Source organism: Nitrosomonas sp. Nm166 (assembly GCF_900112825.1).
In the GTDB taxonomy this organism is placed as follows: domain Bacteria; phylum Pseudomonadota; class Gammaproteobacteria; order Burkholderiales; family Nitrosomonadaceae; genus Nitrosomonas.
In genome coordinates this window covers 1-7214 of the sequence record NZ_FONE01000068.1, presented here as the reverse complement: position 1 = coordinate 7214, position 7214 = coordinate 1, and the positions used below count along the sequence as shown (strand labels likewise).

The following is a 7214-nucleotide window of genomic DNA, read 5'->3' as shown; positions in this document are numbered from 1 at the left end:
CTGGAAATTTACTTCAACAGTACGCTTTTTTACACCTGGAAAATTAAATGATTTATGGGTACACTTTGTCACTGGCAATTCCTTTTCTTTATTCGACGTAGGTAACTGAATTATAAAGAATTATTTGGGAATTGCCACTTACCTTCGTGCAATATTGGGGCTAACCGTCTAACGCACATCGGCTTATACGCTTATGCGTCCCTAGCCGCCAGGGCGATTAAACTACTGTCTTTAATTGTCTGAACAATGCCTTTGGCTGTATTGTGTAGAAACCAGCTCGCATATAGGCACAAAGCAAATGAGTTGCTGATCCGGGCTTCTGCCAGCGTACGACTTCAAGCCTTAACTCCTGCCGCATTGCAAGCAATAATCCTTTTTCAAAGTCTCCAAGAATCGCTTTTCCTGCGGTCATTGCATTGGTGAACAAATCAAACGTTTTAATCATATTAGGTGGCGCACCTAACCAGTGACCATCACCTCCCACTTGTCTTACACGTAATACATAATCACTAGCATTCGATATCACTGCTTTCGGCCAGTCACCATTCAATGCTATATGTGATCCGGCTGCAGCAAGTAAGCCGCTCCATTCTTCAGTGCTTTGATTTACCGAAGACTCCTCTATATTGGTGTCAGCGAGTAATGCTGTGATACCTAGAGTATCTAATTTCTTAGCTACTGCCGCCGCGATACTGGTTCTTAGCAGAAGGTCAAGGTTTGCTGAGTCAGCCACCAGTTCAACCGATAAGGGGACTTGAACGGCAATCATTGACGGATCCAGCTCCACTGGTGAGAATACAGGTAAAGATTCCAAAATATCGTCAGTACCTTCGCTATGGAGATAGGCGATTGGGTCAGTATCTATTCTAGCAATCGCTGTCTTGCCCTCTATCGGCAGGGTTAACGCTCCTGATTGGATGAGTGCCGTTCTTGATCGCACATCATCAATGATCTGGCTTGTAAGAAACTCAGGGGTTGTTGCTGTGCCACGTTCTAAAACAGCATTGCTGCGTTGATTAGACAGCCCCATGCTGTTCTTAACAAAATCACCCAGATTCCATTCTGGCTCATCGTAAGAAGCCGGTGGGCGGAAATGATTAGATAGCTTATCCTCACGTCCAAGCACAGGGATTTTCTTTCCTTGAACCGTTACAGCATAACGATTAGGCTTCACTGCATTTGCTTGAGAACTTACACCATTAAATGGCCGGTTTAGTAATTCCTCAACGCGGTCAAAACTTGATTGCACCTCATCGATCTTGCTATTAATAGCTTTATCACGATTATTCAGTCTTTCATCGTTCGCGTTTTTAAATTCAGTGAATGCATCCATGAGAGTTTGTACCGCTTCACTATTTTTTCTTGGTGCTTCAAATTGTGTTTGACTCATTTCAAATTGCTCCAATTAAATTAATTAAAAGTTTTTCAAAATGAAAATAATCTTGTTTTTGAACGCCACGTCTCGTTAAGCCATATTCAGCACTCGATATTTCATTCTTTTTCGATAGCATTACCAACCTCTCGTTAGCTTATGCCATCGTCACTCGACCAACCTCGCGCTAGTCGAGAATTTTGTTCATTATAACATATAACATATTGATTTAAAATATTAATATAATTTTTTCATGCTACTGATCAACTCGTTTCTATCTGCATGATTTTTTCTCACAAAACAAAATTAGCGAAAAATGCAGCACTTCCGACACATCAAGCATTGGTGCGGGTTTCAAGCAACATAAAGCAGAATAGAACCAGCATTTTTGAGATAATCCAGCACTAATCATGATTTGATCCTTATTCCAGAAATGCCGCGTCCGCTGCTGCGCCTTGATTCATAGACGCTTCTGTTTAAGGTTTCGCAGGTTTGAATCAATAATTCTCTGAAACGGCGAATTGCAAGCGCTGTTTTGTGAGAGCGTAAGCACCACTGAAGATAATTTGCATACAGCCAGGAATCTGTGTTCTGGTAGGTAGTTTCATAGCCAGGCTCTCTAATTTCCCGCTTATCACCTATTTGTGTCCAAGCATTCGGATCTGCTTCGGTGCATTCCAATAACCAATCTGCAATAGGATTAGTGGCCGTCATTGCTTCAAGGTCAGCCCCGCGTATTCGCTCGGGCGGATTGCGAATAATTTTGGATATTTCTTCTTGCGACAATTCAAGCAACCAGTTGACCAAACCCGGCAATTCACTGTGCAAAACAGCTTCTTCACCGCCTTGACGCTCCCAAGCTTGTTTTTCTTCATTAGTTGCGCTGCGGTCAAATATTACCGTTATGCGCCTTCTATCAAGGCCGCTGGTATGATCTGTTACTTGCAGGGATTCATTGCTTGCCATAACAACCCAACCCTGAAAAACAAAACTGCCTAATTGTTGCTGGTGTTTACGCTCTAATCTAATCCGGTCTTGCCCTGTAATCGCTTTTAGATTGTTGATTGAACCACCGTATTTATCGGATTCTGTTATTAAAGCAAGCCTTTTGTTATAAAGCATGGCTGCTTCAAAGCGGTTTTGCTCTAATTGATCCAGTTTTGTTTCAACAGTATTTTTCTCACCAATTAACGCTGTAAGTAATCGCATTAACACACCTTTGCCAGTGCCGCCTCTGCCTTTTAGGTGTAGAAACTTTTGAAGATCATTACGGCCATGCAGAACCGCCGCCATAATCGCTCTAATAAACTCAACAGTTTCGCTATCGTTATCTACTGCAATAAGTAGCCATGCTTTGATATTCGGGCAATCAGCACCAGCTTTGTATTCATAAGGCAAGCACCAAGTTTGCGCGTTTTCCGGTGTTATGGATTCCAGCCTTTTAGTTTTTAAATCCAATAATCCGTTGATGAATGGAAGCTTCCCAGAGGTGGTTTTTGGTAAGGACAACATGTCGCCATCTACCAATAAGGACTTGATACCATTCTTATATGCTGTTTTAAATCCAATACTGCCAGCACCTTTATAAAGCAGGTCAACTAAAATTTTATCGGCCTGTTGCGCTGTTTCCAGCGGCTCCCAATGCGTACCTATGAATTCGTGCCAAGTTTGAGATTTAGTATCGTGAGCAAGAAATCCTGTCAGTGATTCTTGCAATATTTCTGCTGCCTTTGATTCAATGAGCAGTGATTTTCTAGTCCCGCCTTTCTCACCTTCAATAACAACAATCAAGGAATCATTACCTATCTTGGGCTTGGTGCTTGATAGATGCTGGATTAGTGCTGTATTAGTTTCGCTGAAATCCTTACCAGTGTTAGAAGTGCTGTTTGTGCTGGATTTTTTAATATTGCTGAAATATTTTTTATCTAGAAATTCAGCCCCTATTTCTGCGCTTTGATCTCTAAAATTATTCATATGCCCTCCAATTCTTGAGGCTGCCAGTACAAGCCGCTGCAAATCTTCATTAGATAGCGTCACGCCATTAGCAATGTTGCACGCCGCCGTGACAACTATAAGTGCTTCAGTTTGAATACAGCGGAGTACGCTAGCTGCTGGGAATGGATTTTTTATCGGGCTTGAGTAGGTTGATTCTTTAGGGAATAAGTCAGATAAAGACAAGCCAACCGCGCTAACGATTTCATGAGCTGAGCAGCCAGCAAAGCACTTAATTAAGATTTTGCTATCGTCTGGTTGACGAATTGCAAGACTTGGGTGCTTATCAGCATGGCTCGGACAGATCGCAATGTATTGATCACGACCGGTTTGTTTAACTTTATGCAGTTGGTTTAAAAGCCGATCAAGGTTATTAGTGGTATAATTCGAACTGGTTGTTGTTCCAAATGCGCCCTGTCCGGAAAGCAGGGCGTTTTCTTTTGTGGTTGGCATGGTTACACCTCTGCATCTTGACTAGCAGCAATGCGATCTTGTGCCCATGCCTCTACATCTGCTGCTTTCCATGCAGTGCAGTTTTCAGATAATTTAATTGGCTTCGGGAATTTACCGGCTTTGACCCATCCCCATATTGTGGACGATGCTACTCCACCAGCAATTTCGCGAACTTTAGGTAAACGTAAAAAAGTTGTTGTTCTTGTTTGAATGTTTAATTGCATTCCATTGTCTCCGAATAGACTGCAAGTTGCAGTGGAATGCAAGATAAACAAAAGCTAGGTATTTGAATAACGAAACTACGCAGCTATTCTTCTTTAAGTTTTCGTAAGCGGGAATAATAGCTTGTCATTGAATCATAACGATCTCGTGCTTTTTTCAACCAATAATCCACCCGATCAATATCTAACTCGGCCAATGTATAAACAGCCCGCAAACACTCAGCAGCAAGGCCACTATTTGATATAGTAAAATTTAATCCCCTCTCTAAAAAAAGACGCTCGACCATCACTGCTGCTGACAATTCTTTGGATAATGCATATAAGGGTGTATCTTTTCCTTCATTCCTTGACGGCAGCAGTGGAAGCTCAGCAATCGCTTTTCTTATTCCTAGGGCAAAATTGGTCATTGCGGAAATATTGCTTTCACGCCAAAGTTCGGCGTTCATAACGGCTTCCATTCCGCTTGGAAATTCATTTGGCACCCCCTCAGCTTTGGAAATTTCCTCAAACCCACGCCATGCTATAAAACCAAGTGCGGCAGTATCTATTTGTTTCAATTGCTCAATGGCACCTTCAATATGTATAGCTAGTGATTCAACGCGCTCACGCCTGCGCTGCTGGTTTTCGATCCTAAGCTCTATTTCTTGAGACCACAGAATACCCTCTGCTGTTCTTTCCAAAATCCCCACCATTACCAATACCTCAAAATCATAATCAACGGGGAGTTCCTCTGAAAATGTAGCTTGCATTGCCTCCTTTAACTTTCTCGAGAGAATTTTGCGAGTTTTGCTATCAAGTCTTAAATCGATATCATCGTCTATCTCTTCCATATGCACTCCTTCAAGCACATCCTTCAAGAAATACCACCCCAGGCGGTGAAGGACTCCGCTGTTCGCCCCGTCGGGCTAGGGGTGGTGTGCCGCTAAATCTTATTTAACTGCTTTGATCGCATCTGATTCCCGATAAAGTTCAGGGTACTTTAATCTATGGTCTGCTGAGCTTCCAATATGGATAAGTCCCTGAATAGTGTCCAGTGAATTAGCAATAGAATAAAGTAATTCTGGTACATCGTTATGTGATTGAAAATTACCGGAACGTACACTACCATCCCACCCATCACCTGAAACCAAGCAACCAACCCCTTCTATAGTGTCATGTAATGAAATAATCATGTGTTCAGCATGTTCAGTAGCCGCAGAAAACCACTCCAATTCCTTTTTAGTCAGTGTGTGACTTGTGCGCTCCCATAACTTAATCATGATATTGCTGGATCTGCATTGATCAATTCTGCTTGTTTTTGTTTCTGGTACTGTAGAATCATTATTAGCCATGATGCAAACTCCTATTTAGTTTGTGTTGTGGTTAGGGGCTCAAGTGCTCTTACACTTGATAACCCCGCTTTTACCTGATTCCGTCAGGTGGCGGTTATTGCTCATTTATACTTTATTGCGCATTGGTATTACTTGTGCTGTTCGATAATCAAGGGCGTGCGGTTCATAGTCCATCCACTTAGGCAGTTTTATACCTGTTTCCATAGCATCAAGAGTATCTGCCCAGAATTGCATCATTGCGGTTCTATATTCCATATAATCGGCTCGATTGTATGCAGCTCGCGTTGCATTGCCATCCACGTGAGCTAGCTGTGCCTCGATCACATCAGGTCGGATCATGCCTACACCATTTAGATAAGTAGAAGCAATAGTACGGAAGCCATGCCCGGTCATGCGCCCTTTGTAGCCCAAACGTTCTATAACTTTCAGAACAGTGTTTTCACTAATTACCTTGCCATTTCCTGTTCTGCTAGGGAATAAATACTCGCCATGACCCGTTAATGGATGTAACACTAATAAAGTATCAATTGCTTGCCTTGATAACGGTACTCTATGCGGCTCTCTTGATTTCATACGTTCGGCAGGTATGAGCCATAATTTGGCCTCAAAATCAAATTCGCTCCACTTTGCGCTCCTTACTTCACCAGTGCGAACGAAAGTTAGCATCAATAAGCGCGTTGCAGCTTTGGTGAGAGGGTAACAAGGATATGCAGCAACAGCACGAAGGAAATAGGGCAGTTCTTTTTCAGTCAATGCTGCAAAGTGTTGTACCTTGGGTTGAGGTGCAAGCGCACCTTTAATTTCTGACGCTGGATTATGCCTTGCACGTCCGGTTGCAATCGCATAAGCACATACTGACCGTACTCGCTGCAATGTGCGTGCAGCTACTTCATAAGCTCCTCGTCCTTCAATTGATCTGATGGCATCTAATACAGAAGGAGCGTCAATTTCTGAAATAGGCATATCACCAAATTGAGGAAAGATTTCACGCTCAAGAGTTTTAATCCAATCTGTTGAATGGCTTGCTGACCACATGGGAGCTTTTAATTTATGAAATTCGCGGGCAATTAGCTCAAATGAATTGGCTGCTGCGATCTTGGCTTGTCTTTTCTGAGTTTTTTTTATTGCGCCCGGGTCGGCGCCATTAGTCAGTAACTTTCGGGCTTCATCTCGTCGCCTTCTCGCATCGGCTAGGGTTATCTCGGGATATACACCAAGTGCCAGTGTCTTTTGCTTGTCTGCAAAGCGATATGCCATACGCCAATATTTTGAGCCGTTAGGCGTTATCTCAATATACATACCGCCACCATCAGCCATTCTATATGGTTTTGCTTGTGGTTTTGCTTTTCTTACGGCTGTATCAGTGAGTTTCACAGCATCGCTTCACAATGTTGGTATATTTTCTTGAATGTTGGTATTTATGCCAAAATAATACCAACAAAATATAGTAGATTGCAATAGATGGGAATGTACTGCATGAAACAAAAAAAACCGCCAATTACTAATAATTATGCGGGTTTCTTGTATGTCTTTGGATGGTATAAAACAGATTTCTGGCGGAGGCGGTGAGATTCGAACTCACGGTAGAGTCACCCCTACGGCAGTTTTCAAGACTGCTGCCTTAAACCGCTCGGCCACACCTCCTTTCCACGTATGAATCATACCTTTTAGTATGCTTTTTGGCTAGAGCCTGCTGACATTTCATATCTAACGTGAGTTCGACATAAGAAAAGCTGTAACAGGAATCCGAATTCCTTATGATGAAACGATTATGAGAAAGAGCTTCATCACTGGAGGAGTCAGATTCCGATGGATACTATAGCGATTTTTTGTGCAATTGACGAC

The 7214-nt window shown here is 42.5% G+C and carries 6 protein-coding genes and 1 tRNA gene; all 7 read right to left on the bottom strand.

Annotation, left to right across the window (positions count from 1 at the left end):
• Nucleotides 1–217 precede the first annotated feature (217 nt).
• Nucleotides 218–1390 (bottom strand): phage major capsid protein, encoded by a 1173-nt coding sequence (locus tag BM021_RS14020; RefSeq protein ID WP_090721630.1) that lies wholly within the window; start codon nucleotides 1388–1390, stop codon nucleotides 218–220.
• Between the two features lie 390 nt (nucleotides 1391–1780).
• Nucleotides 1781–3817 (bottom strand): phage/plasmid primase, P4 family, encoded by a 2037-nt coding sequence (locus tag BM021_RS14015; protein ID WP_090721629.1) that lies wholly within the window; start codon nucleotides 3815–3817, stop codon nucleotides 1781–1783.
• Between the two features lie 2 nt (nucleotides 3818–3819).
• Entirely contained in the window at nucleotides 3820–4041 is a 222-nt protein-coding gene (locus tag BM021_RS14010) for a helix-turn-helix transcriptional regulator (protein WP_090721628.1), read from the bottom strand.
• Nucleotides 4042–4124: 83 nt separating this feature from the next.
• A complete protein-coding gene (locus BM021_RS14005; RefSeq protein ID WP_090721627.1) occupies nucleotides 4125–4868 on the bottom strand; it encodes a hypothetical protein in 744 nt (247 codons plus the stop codon).
• A 99-nt stretch (nucleotides 4869–4967) separates the two neighbouring features.
• Nucleotides 4968–5369 carry a hypothetical protein gene (locus tag BM021_RS14000; RefSeq protein ID WP_090721626.1) on the bottom strand — a complete coding sequence of 134 codons (402 nt, stop codon included), beginning with the start codon at nucleotides 5367–5369 and terminating at the stop codon, nucleotides 4968–4970.
• A 105-nt stretch (nucleotides 5370–5474) separates the two neighbouring features.
• Nucleotides 5475–6743: a tyrosine-type recombinase/integrase gene (locus tag BM021_RS13995; RefSeq protein ID WP_090721625.1), complete on the bottom strand. Its 1269-nt coding sequence runs from the start codon at nucleotides 6741–6743 to the stop codon at nucleotides 5475–5477.
• A gap of 180 nt (nucleotides 6744–6923) precedes the next feature.
• Nucleotides 6924–7013: transfer RNA gene (locus BM021_RS13990), tRNA-Ser, on the bottom strand.
• Nucleotides 7014–7214 lie beyond the last annotated feature (201 nt).

Excerpts from the sequence above, each read along its gene's own strand:
- BM021_RS14020 (WP_090721630.1), bottom strand. The coding sequence starts at position 1,390 with ATGAGTCAAACACAATTTGAAGCACCAAGAAAAAATAGTGAAGCGGTA.
- BM021_RS14015 (WP_090721629.1), bottom strand. The coding sequence starts at position 3,817 with ATGCCAACCACAAAAGAAAACGCCCTGCTTTCCGGACAGGGCGCATTT.
- BM021_RS14010 (WP_090721628.1), bottom strand. The coding sequence starts at position 4,041 with ATGCAATTAAACATTCAAACAAGAACAACAACTTTTTTACGTTTACCT.
- BM021_RS14005 (WP_090721627.1), bottom strand. The coding sequence starts at position 4,868 with ATGGAAGAGATAGACGATGATATCGATTTAAGACTTGATAGCAAAACT.
- BM021_RS14000 (WP_090721626.1), bottom strand. The coding sequence starts at position 5,369 with ATGGCTAATAATGATTCTACAGTACCAGAAACAAAAACAAGCAGAATT.